Source organism: Streptomyces sp. NBC_01077 (assembly GCF_045162855.1).
In the GTDB taxonomy this organism is placed as follows: Bacteria; Actinomycetota; Actinomycetes; order Streptomycetales; family Streptomycetaceae; genus Streptomyces.
In genome coordinates this window covers 9,933,308-9,947,028 of sequence record NZ_CP108669.1, presented here as the reverse complement: position 1 = coordinate 9,947,028, position 13,721 = coordinate 9,933,308, and the positions used below count along the sequence as shown (strand labels likewise).

The window sequence follows — 13,721 nt, the reverse complement described above, 5'->3', positions numbered from 1 at the left end:
GCCCCGGGCATCCATGCGCCACCCTCCTCCATGTCATCGGCTGCATCCCCAGCGACCAGGCCCCCGGACCGGGAACAGGCACTTGCCGCACTCCAGCAGCCACGCGCGGCAGCCTGCACGGAATGCGACGCCGCCCGCTCCCTGGACCCACAGCAGCCGCCCGCCTCCTGAAGCCGCACCGTGAGGGTGAATGCCAGCCGAGCAGCCGAGTTACCTACTTGGCCTCACCCGTAGTAAGGGGGCCAACTGCAGTCGACGGCGCGGAGGGTTGTCTGCATCCGGTTCATCGTTTGCCGCAATGTTCCCGGGCTGAGATGCCGCAGCGTTGGCCGTAGGAGCAAAGGTTCAGCCGCCCGCTCTGGAAGCAACAGTAAATAGCAGAAGGGTAGTGGAAATTGAAAGAATGTTGTTGACGCGCATTGCTCGGACTGCCCATGTCTGGACCTGTTTCGGTTTCCGGGCAGTCAGGGTGATGCGTGCGAGGAATATGCCTGGCCGCTGAGGCGGATGCGCTGCAACTGCCGGTTGCCGCAGCCGCGTAGAGGGCATGGTCAACTGGGCTGAACCGACTGAAGCCTGACTGCGTGGGGATGAAGGGCGCGAAACCGGTGAGAGCCAGCGTCCCTGTGACCGTCTGTGACCCTACTCGGCCCACTCGGACCGGAGCGGCGCGCCCACCTCGTGCAGGTGGCCGAGGGCCTGGCGGTACGAGTCCACGAAACCGGTCTCCGTGTACGGAACGCCCAGGGCCGCACAGTGGGCCCGGACTGCAGGCTGGGCGAGACGCAGATTCGGGCGCGGCATGCTCGGGAAGAGATGGTGCTCGACCTGGTAGTTGAGGCCGCCGAGGAACCAGTCGGTCAGCGCGCCGCCCCGGATGTTGCGCGAGGTGAGCACCTGGCGCCGCAGATGGCCCCAGCTCTCGCCGTCCGCGTGCTCGTCGGGCCGCTCCATGCCCTTGTGGTTGGGGGCGAAGGCCATGCCCAGGTGCACACCGAGCAGCATCTGGTGGACGAGGGCGAACACGAGCGCCTGGGCGGGGGTGAGCAGGGTGAGCAGCAGGGCCGTGTAGCCGGCGAAGTGGGCGAGGAGCAGCGCGCCTTCGACGAGCCGCTCACGGCGGGAGCGGCAGGGCCCGTCCTTGGCGAGCAGGGCCTGGACTCCGTACACCTTGAGCGCGACGCCCTCCAGGGTCGTCAGCGGGAAGAACAGCCACGCCTGGTGACGGGTGAGGAAACCGCGCAGCCCCGTGCGGCCGGCCGTCTGGTGCTCGGCGAAGACGAGGATGTCGGCCGCGACGTCCGGGTCCTTGTCGAGGTGGTTGGGGTGGGCGTGGTGGCGGTTGTGCTTGTCGTTCCACCACTCCCGGCTCATGCCGAGGAGGAGGTTGGCGTGGACGAGCTGGAGGATCCTGCTGACCCTGCGGTTCGCGGTGATCTGGGCGTGGCCGGCGTCGTGGCCGACGAACGCGGCCCGGGCGGAGAGCAGCGCGAGGGGTACGGCGAGCAGCAGCGCCCACCAGGAGGGGCCGATCAGGGCGAGCCCGGCCACGACGGCGGCGATGCCGAGCAGGTTGACGGCGATTCCTCGGGCGTACCAACCGGGGCGGTGTTCGAGGAGGCCCTGTTCCCTGACCGTCCGCAGGAGCGGGGTGAACTCGCTGCCGCCCCTGGCACGGGCGGGCGCCACGGCGGGTGCGGCGGCGGCCGGGGTCAGGACGGTGGCCTGGGACATGACGGGCTCCGGTCTCTGTCGGTCGGAATGCGGCGGCGACGCGGCCCATGGTGGCGGTGATGGTCCGTGACGGGCGGGCGTCTGGGACGTTGACGGTGTTGGCTTGCAGCAGCTGGTCCGCTCGCACGGCCGCCTCCGGCTCCATGGGACGCAACAGGCTTCCAGTCTCCTCTTCCGCTTGTTTCAGTGCGGGGCCGGATGCAGGTCAGGTCATGCTGCGTCGAGGTCGGCCCAGTGGTCGATCAGCCCGTCGAGACCGGCCTCGGTCCCGGTGCCGGTGTGGCCGGCGAGGGCGGAGACGATCTGGTCACCCCGGCCATGCTCGTCCTCGGGCCGGGCGGCGGCCCAGCTGCCGTGGCCGGCTTCAGTGCGCGGCCCGCCGTCGGTGACATGAACCTGGACCCGGCCCGAGGCGTCCACCGAACCCTGCAGATGCAGGACAACCGGCGGAAGCGCATGAGTGACAGCGTTCGTGACCAGCTCGGAGACGACCAGCAGCGTGTCATACACCCGGTCCGCGTCCAGCCCCCAGGCCTCCAGCACCGGCCTCACCGCGTGACGGGCAGTGGCCGGGGCAAGCGGCCCGTGCTCCAGAGACAGGCTGAACCCGCGCCCGCCATCCGGCACGGCAGACAGCGCGGAACGCTGCTGTCCGTTACGGGAGAACGTGGTCGTCGTCATCGGGATCACTGCCTGCCAGTGGGTCTGGAAGTACCTTCTCTGGTACTTCCAGAACACTCCCCCACAGCACAGAAACCCTGAGCAAGCAATACCCAGAACAGGAAAAACGGGCACCTGGAGAATGCCGCCGCCCGCCTGCCCGGACAGCCCCGCCAGGGCCGGCAGGCCCCCGCGAAGAGAGACTCGGGACGGGGCCAGGAATCGCCGTACCAGCAGCTTCCCAAGCCAGGCCCTGGCCACAGCCACGAGCAGGAGCGGCTGTCCACACAGCACAGGAGGGAACCGCGGATCTTTGGGGGCGGCCCCGGCGCAGAGGCGTAAGAACCGGGGCCGCGGACTGCGTGGCCTGGGCGTGGGGCGCCCAGATTGTGCACGCGTCACACACCTCAACGCCGCCGGCCCCCCAAAGACACGCACCACGTCGACACAGGGCGCCCTTCCCCCTCATAGGCCAGCAAACGGGTACCCGCCGGACCTATCCCGAGACCGGGTGAAAGCCCCGGTTTTGATGTCACCCTTGTGGATTTCGACACGTCAGCAGCGATTCGTTTGCGCTCGTCTTCCCGATCCCCGCCTGACGCCTCTTACAGCGCCCTTTCCCCATCGCTCACCACGACGGTCTTCAGCCAACGCAGCATGAGGCGTTTGAAGCCTCCCCCCGTAGGGCGACTCCGAAGCGCCTGCCTTCATCTTTGGCACAGCACCACTTCCAGGAGTGGCCCTACAGCCAACTCCCTTTCATGTTCAGGACGCAATCACCCGCGCACGCCATATCGGCACGGGCTGCCGCTGACCCTATGGGACGGGGGTCAGCGGCAGCCCGTCGCGAGACACCACGGTCCGCGCAACTCGGTGCGGCGGTCTCGGAGCGCCTCCCGAGCTGATCAACAGACGACGCGTTCTCGCGTACGAAGCCACCGGTCAGAAGTTGGCGGTCAGAGCCGCGTTCAGGCCCGCAAACCAGGGGCGGGGGTCGCTGCGGTCGAGTGAGCGGGTGTTGCGGGTGACGGCCGCGTCGTCGGTGTGCAGCGCCAGGAGGCTGAGAGGCTCTGGCCCGGGTGGGTCGTCTCGACGTGCCGGACGCCGCTGCCCATGGAGGGGGCGAGGGGGTCGGTGGTAAGGAGAAAGAGGCCGGTGCCGCCACACGTGCACTGCAAAACGGCCCGGTGTCCGGCTGTGTTCGCTCTGCGGCGCCTCCGCTGAGCGTCCTGAAGGGCTTTATTGAAGGCTTCGACCGGGCCGGGGACGACGAACCGCCGTGAGTTTGCCGCTGTCTCTACGGGACCAGCGCGGTACCGGGATCGGCCGTGCCCGCCGCCGGGCTGACCGGGGCTCCAGGGGCACAGGGGTCCCATCCACTCCGATGGCTCACAACGGAGCGGCAGAGAAGTCGGAACGGTTCATCCCGCCCCCACACCACCAGCACAAACCCATCAACCTGATGCACCATCACTGACACCAAACCGGCGCATCGCACGGGCCTTAAGCGAGGCTCCTCGGGCGGGGCGTGGTGCGTAGAGAACACCAACGCAACGACCAGGAGCCCCGCCTCGTGGCACCCCCACCTGACCTGCACATTCGCCCTGCAGGGACAGGGGAAAAGGGTTCACTCAGGACACTAGCGTCAGTCCTAATGGCCTTGCGGCGGCAAGTCCGTTGCGGTGCACCAACGGGTTTCTCCGCATTTGGTAGTCGTAGCCCCCGCGAAGCCTCCATCCTGGGAACCGTCGACGCTCTCCTCAGGAACTAGCTGGAGAATCTCAACATTTGTGATCACAGAACACCTCATGCACATCAGAAGCCCGTGTGTTATCGCAGGCTCAGCCGAAGCCCGGTGGGTATTCCGAACGGCATCCCGAGCCGTCACTCCGGGCCATACCCACGGAACCCCACAGGTGAGATGGAGTACTTGAGTAATGGCCACTCACTCGTGGAGGGCCCCTCTCATCGCTCCGGTTGGGACTGCATGAATTCGGGACGTTGTCAGAGCACTGCCACAGGTGTTGTCACGTTGGTGAGGGCTTGAGGGGTGGGGGTGCGCCAGGGCGTGCTTGGCCCGGGCTCTGGTCTCGGTCAGGCCGCCGAGCACCGTGCCTGGGTAAGCTCCGCGCAGGCCCGCCCCGTCCCTGGAGTGTCCCCACGCACCACCCGCCCCCCGGCAGACGGCCTGCCACAGAGAAGCCGGCCCGCATGGACACCCCAAGTACCTGCCCCACCGCTCCGGGTACCCAGGCGCCACCCTGCTCCACGTCATCGGCTGCACACCCAGCGACCAGTGAGCCGCCCCGAAGTTTCCGGACACCGGACCAACTAGAACTCCCGCACAGCGGGTGCGCTCGACCAGGCACCGACCGAGCTCCGCCTTCGTGAGCACCCTCTTCTCCCGGCACCGCATCACGGTTACCGGCCCAGGTCTTGCCCAGGTACAGGGCGAAGTCGGTCAACGCCCGGCCTTGCGGGGGCACGCACGCGAGGAAACACCGCGACCTGGTGGTTCTCGACCTGCCCGGTGGTCGCGGCGTACCTCCGGGCGTCCCCGGCCGACTTCGTTCTCTTCTTCAGAAATGCGGGCTCGTCGATCACCAGAACCGCCTCCGGATCGCCCAGACACCCGCCGACGAAGGCCCGCACCCCGCCCCGGAGCCCGCTCCAGCTCCACGCCGTACACCGCAGCAGGTTCTTCACCCGGTCCGGCACCACGTGCCCCGCCTGCGTAGCGATCTGCCAGGAGTTCTTCCGCTCCACCGGCCCCAGCAACGCCTTAAGATACGCACGCGCATTCCCACGCGGGTCCTTCCGGCCGAACAGACCCGAGCGAAGCGAAGAAAGCCTTGAACCACTCCGCTCACCCCGCTCCACATCACGCAACATCTCCACGCGCAGGACAACGGACCGCCCCGCCAGCCGGCACGGAAGCGCTCCTGTAGTACCGGGTCAAGCAGTATGCAATATTGAAGATTCTACTACCAAGTGAACTCGTGCGAGCTGGCGACGTTGTCGAATTGTGGAATCTGAGTGTAGGCGGCGCACAAGTCCGAGGTGCAGGGTGCATACACGCCCGAGTGAACGACGAACGGGCCGCCATAGTTGGCATACGCATAGAGGGTAACCTCGGCGGTAGACCTGTTCTTGCTGCTGCTAGCATGATTATCTGTCGTAGTCAGAGTGCCTCCGAAAATAAGACCCTTATAGCTAAGTCTGCTCGCGGCGAAGTCTGTCGTTCCGCCAGCGTAATATTCGTAGCGGTATACGCAGAATTCTCCGGACTCACAGTTTCCGTCTAGTGCCTCCGCCGCATGGCTGGTTCCAGCGACCCCAGCCACAAGAGCGAAGGCCGCGGCCACAGTCGCTGCCAAACGTCGAATCATTGCTGCTCCTTTGTGATGTTTCGTATATGCCAGAGAGTGCCGATGCTCTGCGGATGACTTGCGCAAGCGTGAGAGCCCTGCCCCCTAGCGCCCCGGACGTCGGGAGCAGAGCAATACTCTCGCTTCGGTCATGCCTCGCTGGAGAGCAAGACGTACTCAGACCCCACGAGACCATCCGGCGCTGGTGCCTGAAGTTCGGGCAAGCGCACGCGAACTCTCTGTCCGCCAGCGGCGTCCGCAGCCAGGTGAGCCGCCCCGAAGTTTCCGGACACCGGACCAACTAGAACTGCTGGTCTGATCGACAGAAAAAGTACGTGGCACAGAAGCGCAAGTAGGGCCTTGTTACGTTGTCGGGGGTGTGGTCGTCTGAGGGGCAGGCCGGGGTCCGGGCCTGGTCTGGTGCAGATGGCGGCAGGCAGGCTGGCGGTGCCTGTGATGTGGTCCCAGAGGGTGAAGCGGTTGGTCATCTCGAGGCGTTGCCGGCTGGCGGTCATCAGGAAGACGTGCCTGCCGATCAGAAGCCGCAGCAGGCGGCGAGTCCGCCGCGCAGCAATCTTCTCGGGCACGTGCCCCCATCCTCTCTGATGGCTCACAACGGAGCGGCAGAGAAGTCAGAACGGTTCACGGTGAGGTCGAGGCAGAGGAGGTCTGGCCCTGTGGCCAGTGCGGAGGAGACGGCCCGGTCGAGGAGCGGGGCGGTGGCGATGCCGAGTTCTCCCTCGAGGCGGAGCAGGACGGTGCCGCCCCACCACACAGTGCGGGCTTGCAGCAGCTGGTCCGCTCGCACGGCCGCCTCCGGCTCCATGGGACGCAACAGCCTTCCAGTCTCCCCTTCCGCACCCGGAGGCTGCCCAGCTCAACCGCCCAGCATCACAAGATCAGCGACAGAGCCGATGAAGATGTGCTCAGTCGTCAGGCGACCTGGGTGTCGCGCTCGATGGCTGCGAGTCGGTTCGTGAGCCGGTAGCTGGGGCCGTTGATCGAGACGACGTCGCAGCAGTGGAGAAGCCGGTCGAGGATGGCGGTGGCGAGGATGCTGAAGAAGACCCGGTCGGTACCCCGGGTGATCGTGACAGACAAACTCCGTTCCTACCGTGCCGCGCACCGCGAGGTGATGCCCTCGGTGGAACACGCTCCCACAAGGGGCTGAACAGCCGGGCGGAGAACTCCCACCAGCCCACCCGGCAGCGCGAACGCGCGATGAAACGCCTCCGGTCCGTCGGCGGAGCGCAGCGGTTCCTGTCTGCGTTCACCGGCATTTCGCCCCACTTCCAGCCCGGACGCCACCTGATGACCGTCGGCCACCACCGCTTCGAGATGGCCCTCCGCCTGACTATTTGGAACCACAACACCGGCAACACCAGCATGTCCGCCACAGCCTGAACATCAGGCCAGCCAGCGCCTCTTCCTGCCCTCAGACGATCACACCTCCGACAACTTGACAGTACCTCCGGGCGGCCTCGGTCACCGTCCTACCCGAAGAGCGGACGAGCGGGATCGCGTCCCGTCGGTACTCCGCCGAGTGCCGCATCGTGTACTTACTTCCCACCTGGCACTACTACCTCTGGAACCTCACGTCCCAGTCTCCAGGTGTCCACGATCAGAGGGAAGCTTCAAGGCGAGCTCCAGTTGCGCGATTGAGCGGTGATTGCTCAGGCCGCACATGCGGCACGCGACGACCCTAGGGGAGGCCTGCAGCGCCTGCTACTCCGCTTCCGGTCAAATTCAGATGGCTAAGGGAAGGCACGGAATGACGGGCGTGTTCTCAGCAGAGTCTTCGGACTACGCATGGGAGGTCCCGGGGTACCGGACTCTGAGGGAGTTGGGAACAGGAGCCAGCGGGCGTGTCGTCCAAGCAGTGCACCAGACGACATCGGAAGCGGTGGCCATCAAGTACCTGAGCCCCGAACTTCGCAGCAGCCCGGACTTTGTCGAGTCGTTTCGCGCCGAAGCTAGACTGCTGGCAAGCCTCGACTCCGAGCACATCGTACGCCTGTACGGCTACTCCGAAGCCCGCACCGGAGCTGCCATCGTGATGGAGCTGGTGCAGGGAGTCAGCTTGCGTATCCTGCTCCGTGAGCAAGGTGCGACCACGCCCGAGTCAGCTCTGGCCATCCTCAAGGGTTCGCTTCTTGGCCTGGGCGCAGCCCACAGCGCGGGTGTCGTGCATCGTGACTACAAGCCGGCAAACGTCCTGGTGACGGCGCAAGGCGCGTCCAAATTGGCCGACTTTGGCATTGCGGTGCGCTCAGGTGCCGCCACTCAGGCTGTTGGCACACCCGCTTACATGGCCCCCGAGCAATGGCGAGCCGAGCCGGTCACGCCCAGTGCTGACATCTATGCCGCGACGGCAACCTTCTTTGAGTGTCTCGCGGGTGAACAGCCCTTCGCCGGGTCAACGCTCGCCGAACTGGCCCTTGCCCACAGTACGGCGCCGGTCCCTGTAGCACAGGTTCCCGATGCTCTCCGGCCTCTGATCACTTGGGGTATGGCCAAAGCACCGGCAGACAGACCGGCTGACGCATCTTCCTTCCTCGATGAACTGGAGAGGACCGCAGGAGCGGCATACGGATCGGACTGGGAGAAGCGCGGCAAGGGCACCCTGGCTGCGGCTGTCGCGTTGCTGCCCCTGCTCATCCCCGCTCCTGGGTCTGTCGCGGCAGGGAGCACGGAACTCGCGACAACTGTTCTGTCTCCATCGCAAAGGCCCGCTGCCAGGGGTACGGCGCGTGGCTCGGACATCAAGAGGATCCCTGCGTGGGCTGCACGCACTGCAGGTGCCGCGGTGGTCGTGGCAACCGGTGTCGCAGGGGTTGTCGTTGCTGCTGGCGAAAATCACGCACCGCGTCCGCTGCACCGGGCTTCGCCTTCCCTGCCTGCCGGAGCCTTGGCTGAATCCCCCAGGAACACGCCCGGGAGTCCTGGCCACACTGCCTCTCCCAGTAACAGTCCTTCCCCGGCAGCGTCTGCTTCTGACCCTGCCTTTGCCTCGGACGGTCAGACCGCAAGCAGATCACCTGAGGCGAACTCAGATTCCGGCAGTGAGGAACCCACCGGACCTGATGGCAAGGGTGACACCAGCGGAACCACCGTTGGTGCCGGAAAGGCTAATTTGCAGCCCACTGCCAGCACTTCTCCGGCTGTAACACCCGGAAGCACTGAACGGCCGCCGCCTCTTTCTCCCCCTGTCACTCCGCCCCAGCAACCCTCTCCTGCTGCGTCGGCATCCACCACCAGTCCTACTCCACCCTCCAGAGTTTCGTTCCTCGGCCTGACCAGCCTGGCTGCGACAGGCAACGGACGTGCAGACGCGGGCATTCTTGTCAGAACGCATACCCCAGCGTCCGTCACGGTCACAGTGACATGGTTCGACGCGAACGTGAACAGCACAGCTTCCAGTCCTGGCAAGCAGGACGGAGCTGCTCAGACCTTCGTGCTCAACGGGAACACTCAGTACACCCTCAACCTAGGCCACACCTTCGGTCCCGCGTTCTGCACACGGCGATGGGGCGTTCTGCTTTCAAGCTCCCCATCCTCTGAGCCTGCACGTCCCTACCAGCACATTCCCAGCAACGCATGCTGAGGGGCAGTCAATGAGCACGCAGTCTCGAGGCTCTGAGCAGCCGACCCCGGACGAGATGCCGACGCTCCACTCGGCCTGGCATGCGCCATCGCAGATCCCTGCCAGCGACGGGGCACCGCTCCCGCAACCCTTTTCTCCGAGTGCCGCGCAGACGATGCCTACCTACCTGGACGAGAACTGGACGTCGGCTCCTGCGGCTCAGCCGGCCCAATTCGCTGCGCCGGAGACACTCGTGTCCACGCGCCAGGCGACCCGGCCGATGCCCCATGGTCTGCCCGCTGCCTTTCCGGCCTGCGTAGCCCTTCCGAATCGACCGGCCTCGCGCCGCAGGTCCCGAGCACTGCTCCGGTACGGGCCGGCGGCGCTCATCCTCGCTGGAGTAACTGCGTATCTGGCGCCCTCGTATCTGGGACCGGAGCTGGCCGTCACCGGCGTCTCAGTGGAACCAGCGAGCAAAGGTCGCAAAGTGGGCTGCGGAGAGACCACCCAAATTACCGGACATATCATCACAAATGGCGCACCTGGCGTGCTCTCCTATCAGTGGATACGGAGCGACGGCAGCACGTCGGCCCTCCTCGAGGAGAAGCTGACCATAGGACAGAGATCCGTCTCTCTCCGTCTGAACTGGACGGTCAGCGGCCGGGGCACATATCAAGCAAAAGCCACCCTTAGAATCACTGCCCCCGCAGCTCCTGAAGCCTTCGCAGCGTTCACCTACCAATGTGCAGATTCAGGTACAAGCCCCGAATAGATGCCACCACAAGCCTGCTGGACCAGTTGATCCGCCGAACGAAACGGGACAGCGTGGCCCTAGGGGCCCACAAACGCCTTGGCGACCATCGGGCCTACGCTCATTTTGCTCTATAGGTAATACTAGTGATTTAGGTGGGCTTAGGGCGTCTGCTGGCTGGTTTGGTGGGTGGCACCAGCGTGACGGTGTGAGCCGGTGGTAGGGGTGGGTTGTGGTGGTGGGGGTGTTTGAGGTGCCAGTTGCTCGACCAGTGTCTTCACCGGCCCGTCCGCACACAGCACCGCGTCCGTGAGCTCGGAGAGTGCCTCCCTCCGGGCGTAAGGGCACTCGTAGAACTCGACACGAAAGCGGGACAAGGCGTCGAACGCCTCACCTGCAGCCCCGAGAACAGGGAGACTCATACGCAGCGACCGTTCTCTCATGCTTCGTTACTCGACATCTCGAAGCTTGGAGAACGGCCGCCTCCGCTGTCCCGACACGAACCGCAGATCAGCGTCGGGTGACAGACGAGGTTAAACGTCAAGCTCAGAGCATGTGTGCACCGGGCCTCACCTGCGCACGCCGGACCTGGCACGGGCTGCATCCGATCCTAGTCTTCTGAGTCAGGAATTCTGTTCAGATATGAGGCGAGGCGTTCGAGGATCTCGTCCGCGGTCTTGGTCCAGATGTAGGGCCTGGGGTCGGTGTTCCAGGCTGCGCTCCAGATCCGGATGTCCTTCTCCAGGGCTTCGGCGGTCTTGTGGACGCCTCGCCGTATCTGTTTGTTCGTCGGCTCGGCGAACCATCGCTCCACAAGGTTGAGCCAGGACGATCCAGTCGGCGTGAAGTGCAGATGGAACCGCAGGTGGGCCAGTAGCCAGGTCTTGATGGCCGGGGACTTGGGGGTGGCGTAGTTGTCCAGCACGAGGTGGATGTCGAGGCCGTCCGGCACTTCCCAGTCGAGCTTGATGAGGAACTTCTTGAACTCCTCGGCCCGGTGGCGGCGATGCAGGGAACCGATGACCTTGCCGGTGGCGACCTCCGGGGCGGCGAACAGGGTGGTGGTGCTGGCGCGGACATAGTGGTGCGCGACGCGTTGCGGCACTCCGGGCATCATCGGCAGCACCGGCTGCGAGCGGTCCAGGGCTTGGATCTGCGACTTCTCGTCCACGCAGAAGGCCAGAGCCCGCTCGGGCGGGTCCAGATAGAGGCCGACGACATCGTGGACCTTAGCCTACGAAGTACGGGTCTGTGGACAGCTTGAACGCCTCCGACCGGTGCGGCTGAAGACCGAACGCGACCCGCGACACCGTCGACTGCGACAGGCCCGCCTGCCTCGCCATCGACCGCGTCGACCAGTGGGGGCGCGTTCTTCGGAGCCGACTCCAGCGTCCTGGTGGCCAGCGCGGCTACCTGCTCGTCGGTCACCGTCCGGGAACCGCCCGAGCGGGGCATGTCTCCCAAGCCGGCGATCCGATGCTCTACGAACCTTGCCCGCCAGCGGCCCACCGCATGCGTCGTCGAGCCGAGCCGGGCAGCGACGTCCTTGTGGAAGCACTCTCCGCGCAGGCCAGGATGATCCGGCAGCGCAAGGCCCACGCCTGCGGCGTGGAACGGCGCTGCGCCCGCCCTCGAGCGCAGCCCGTTCCTCGTCCGACAGAACTAACTCGGCCTTCGGCCGTCCAGTACGTGCCACAGGCCAAGTCTAAACATCTGAACAGAATTCCTGACTCAGAAGACTAGCGAGAGAACCAGTCACACTATCACCCCTTCGTGATGTAAGTAGTAATTGCTCAGGCATGTCTCTGCTCACACCTGGAGAGTCGTCTGTGGACTGACGGGTGCACAGCCCAAACAGCAGAATCTGCTTCGGTTACTACCCGATACATGCGCAAGCATTCCGCTTGCGCTGACTGGAACAGTGCATTTCGAATTTCAGGGAAGTGAATAACATGAAGAACTCTCAGAACCTTGAAATGCTGCCCTCTGAAGAGACGGATGAGAGGTTCGCTGAAGCCTACGGAACGGCGTGCCCCGGCTCATGCGGACATACAGGCGGCGACGGCGGCTGGCTCACAAACCACAACGAAATTGCGGTGGAAGGTTAGCAGGGGACTGATACACCGGGGACGGGCTGCCGACCGGCAGCCCGTCCTCTTTTTCAGCATGCCCCAGCAGCTGAGTGGATTCCAGGCGAGGCGATCATGGCAAGCGTCCCGTTGACACAGCCTGCAGTTATTTCCCTGCGTGCGCGCGTCGGGGTTTGTCGCGGGCGGAGTTGTACGCCGCGATCCGGAGGGATAAACGTGTCGATCCGGAGATGTCGCAGCGGGCATTGGGAGAGAAGGGGGTTCACCGCAGGACTGTTCGGCAGGCGTTGAACTGCACCACCAACGAGAACGCCGCCCTGAAGGGCATCTACCTCGCGGTCATGTCACTCGACCCGACCGGCACCGGCCGCAAACGCTGGACCAGCCGCTGGAAGCAGGCCCTCCAGGCCCTCGGCATCGCCTTCGACGGACAACCGAATCCGACCCAGCCGACCAACCCAGTTGCACTCAAATCTTTACAGTCCCGCACGAGAGAGCCGCGGGCGTACGTCGTTCTTGATCGCGCACCGTCTCTCTCGACCATCCCGGGACGCGGATGTGATCCTCGCGATGGGGACCGGCTCGATCACCGGGCGCATGGCGAGCCGATGGCGGCGGGCGGGTCCTGTGCCCGGCTGTAGGCGGCCCAGTCCGCGCAGGCCGTCACCAACGCCGGCTGACCTGACGGCCGCGGTACTGGCAGACCGTATTTCCTCTGTCCATCCCCCGGTTTGCGCCTGACATGCTGTTGCGCATGAACGCCTTGACTGGGCCAGCCAGTGTGGTCGAGCGCCAGCTGACCGCCTACAACGACCATGACCTAGAGAGCTTCACCGACACGTACGCCGAGGACGTCTGCATCACGTACCCGGACGGCAGTCTGCTCCAGGGGCGCCAAGCGGTGCGCGAGGCGTACGCCGGCCAGTTCACCGAAGGCCGCTGCCACGCGGAGGTGACTGGCAGACTCACCGAAGGCGACTGGGTCGTCGACCACGAGACAGCCCACGGCATCGCCGCTGAACCGCTCCGCGTCCTCGTGGCATACCGGATCCGGGGCGGGCGCATCGACCGCGTCGAATTCCTGGGCTGACCAGCTCTGTCGCACTGCTGCGTCGGCGCCGGCCATCGTCGGCAGCCCCAGCCCGGCGCCGGAACCGCGACCTGCCAGGTCCAGGCCGGTCCCCGAGATTCTCTTTCGATGAGTCCACGTCCCCTGGCGACCACGCACGAGGGCCGCCCGGCGGGCACGGCCAGGTTCCCAGATAGGCGTGGGCGACTGGACGTAGAACGAGAGAGAGGCCGGCACCCGGCTTCCCCCGCTTTCGAGGAGGAATCGTGCCCAGCAGTCTGCCGCGTCCCCACTCAGCGCCGAGATGCAGAACGCTATGGAGGCGTGCATGTCCTGCCACACGCCACACCACGTGCCAAGGAGCCCTGGGCTCCTGCCTGACCGCGAGCACCTCGGGCGGCCGGGCCCAGATGCAGATCATGCGCGCGCTCATGGACTGCTCCGAGCTGACCTGCAGGTGCGCCGA

The 13,721-nt window shown here is 65.5% G+C and carries 7 protein-coding genes and 5 pseudogenes; 4 read left to right on the top strand and 8 right to left on the bottom strand.

Translation table 11 applies throughout. The annotated features are described in order from the left end of the window. Positions 1–642: 642 nt before the first annotated feature. From OG462_RS44600 to OG462_RS44575, 6 genes and pseudogenes are all read right to left on the bottom strand, one after another. Complete coding sequence (locus OG462_RS44600) at positions 643–1,734, bottom strand: fatty acid desaturase family protein (protein WP_406053510.1); 1,092 nt, start codon at positions 1,732–1,734, stop codon at positions 643–645. Between the two features lie 210 nt (positions 1,735–1,944). Next, complete coding sequence (locus OG462_RS44595; protein WP_406053512.1) at positions 1,945–2,661, bottom strand: ATP-binding protein; 717 nt, start codon at positions 2,659–2,661, stop codon at positions 1,945–1,947. A gap of 2,154 nt (positions 2,662–4,815) precedes the next feature. Further along, positions 4,816–5,286 (bottom strand): transposase, encoded by a 471-nt coding sequence (locus tag OG462_RS44590; RefSeq protein ID WP_406066271.1) that lies wholly within the window; start codon positions 5,284–5,286, stop codon positions 4,816–4,818. 92 nt (positions 5,287–5,378) lie between these two features. Next, positions 5,379–5,783: a peptidase inhibitor family I36 protein gene (locus OG462_RS44585; RefSeq protein ID WP_406053513.1), complete on the bottom strand. Its 405-nt coding sequence runs from the start codon at positions 5,781–5,783 to the stop codon at positions 5,379–5,381. A gap of 589 nt (positions 5,784–6,372) precedes the next feature. After that, positions 6,373–6,570, bottom strand: a complete 198-nt coding sequence (locus OG462_RS44580) for a hypothetical protein (protein WP_406053514.1) — start codon at positions 6,568–6,570, stop codon at positions 6,373–6,375. 125 nt (positions 6,571–6,695) lie between these two features. Further along, positions 6,696–6,818, bottom strand: a pseudogene (locus tag OG462_RS44575) (ATP-binding protein); the annotation flags it as partial. Here OG462_RS44575 and OG462_RS44570 point away from each other — a divergent pair. Together OG462_RS44570 and OG462_RS44565 are read left to right on the top strand one after the other, a co-directional pair. Continuing rightward, positions 6,814–7,166 (top strand): annotated as a pseudogene (locus tag OG462_RS44570) (DDE-type integrase/transposase/recombinase); the annotation flags it as partial. The pseudogenes OG462_RS44575 and OG462_RS44570 sit on opposite strands and share 5 nt — an antisense overlap. A gap of 280 nt (positions 7,167–7,446) precedes the next feature. Further along, positions 7,447–9,366 (top strand): protein kinase domain-containing protein, encoded by a 1,920-nt coding sequence (locus tag OG462_RS44565; protein WP_406066256.1) that lies wholly within the window; start codon positions 7,447–7,449, stop codon positions 9,364–9,366. Positions 9,367–10,359: 993 nt separating this feature from the next. On the opposite strand, the pseudogene OG462_RS44560 reads toward OG462_RS44565, so the two are convergent. Both OG462_RS44560 and OG462_RS44555 read right to left on the bottom strand, forming a co-directional pair. Further along, positions 10,360–10,518, bottom strand: a pseudogene (locus OG462_RS44560) (transposase); the annotation flags it as partial. Positions 10,519–10,706: 188 nt separating this feature from the next. Further along, positions 10,707–11,792, bottom strand: a pseudogene (locus tag OG462_RS44555) (IS630 family transposase). Positions 11,793–12,488: 696 nt separating this feature from the next. Here OG462_RS44555 and OG462_RS44550 point away from each other — a divergent pair. Together OG462_RS44550 and OG462_RS44545 are read left to right on the top strand one after the other, a co-directional pair. Next, positions 12,489–12,620: pseudogene (locus OG462_RS44550) on the top strand (IS256 family transposase); the annotation flags it as partial. A gap of 320 nt (positions 12,621–12,940) precedes the next feature. Continuing rightward, the gene (locus tag OG462_RS44545) at positions 12,941–13,276 is read left to right on the top strand and encodes a nuclear transport factor 2 family protein (protein ID WP_406053518.1); all 336 of its coding nucleotides are present in this window, start codon (positions 12,941–12,943) and stop codon (positions 13,274–13,276) included. Positions 13,277–13,721: the final 445 nt, after the last annotated feature.

Excerpts from the sequence above, each read along its gene's own strand:
- OG462_RS44600 (WP_406053510.1), bottom strand. The coding sequence starts at position 1,734 with ATGTCCCAGGCCACCGTCCTGACCCCGGCCGCCGCCGCACCCGCCGTG.
- OG462_RS44590 (WP_406066271.1), bottom strand. The coding sequence starts at position 5,286 with ATGTTGCGTGATGTGGAGCGGGGTGAGCGGAGTGGTTCAAGGCTTTCT.
- OG462_RS44585 (WP_406053513.1), bottom strand. The coding sequence starts at position 5,783 with ATGATTCGACGTTTGGCAGCGACTGTGGCCGCGGCCTTCGCTCTTGTG.
- OG462_RS44565 (WP_406066256.1), top strand. The coding sequence starts at position 7,447 with ATGCGGCACGCGACGACCCTAGGGGAGGCCTGCAGCGCCTGCTACTCC.
- OG462_RS44545 (WP_406053518.1), top strand. The coding sequence starts at position 12,941 with ATGAACGCCTTGACTGGGCCAGCCAGTGTGGTCGAGCGCCAGCTGACC.